The 417-nt window shown below is 34.5% G+C and carries 1 protein-coding gene; it reads right to left on the minus strand.

Going from position 1 to position 417, the window contains the following annotated elements; genetic code table 11:
* Positions 1-417 (minus strand): IS3 family transposase (locus tag AC1DWA_RS33555; protein WP_477917838.1); only part of this gene is annotated, 417 nt, incomplete at both ends.

Genomic DNA, 417 nt, shown 5'->3' on the forward strand with positions numbered 1-417 from the left:
AGATAGGCTTTGATTCGATGTGATAAGAGATAATTTCACCGTTAAAAAGATCCAGTATAGGGGATAAATAAAGCTTTTTGCCAAACAGGTGAAACTCTGTCACATCTGTTACCCATTTTTGATTAGGCTGAGTAGCTTGAAAATCACGCTGCAGGACATTAGGAGCTGTTTCTCCAACATTTCCTTTATAAGAACGATATTTTTTAACTCGAACTAAACATTTTAATCCTAATTCTTTCATTAAACGACGTACAGTTTTATGATTTAGTACATAGCCTTGGCGTCTGAGCTCTAGTGTAATACGACGATATCCATAACGTCCCTTATGATGATGAAATATGTCTTGAATAAGGTTCTTCATATCTCCATATTTATCAATACGATTGGAAGAAGCATTTACCCAATAATAATAGGTAC

The sequence above is a fragment of the Rhodococcus sp. P4_F3_2 genome, from assembly GCF_056401335.1.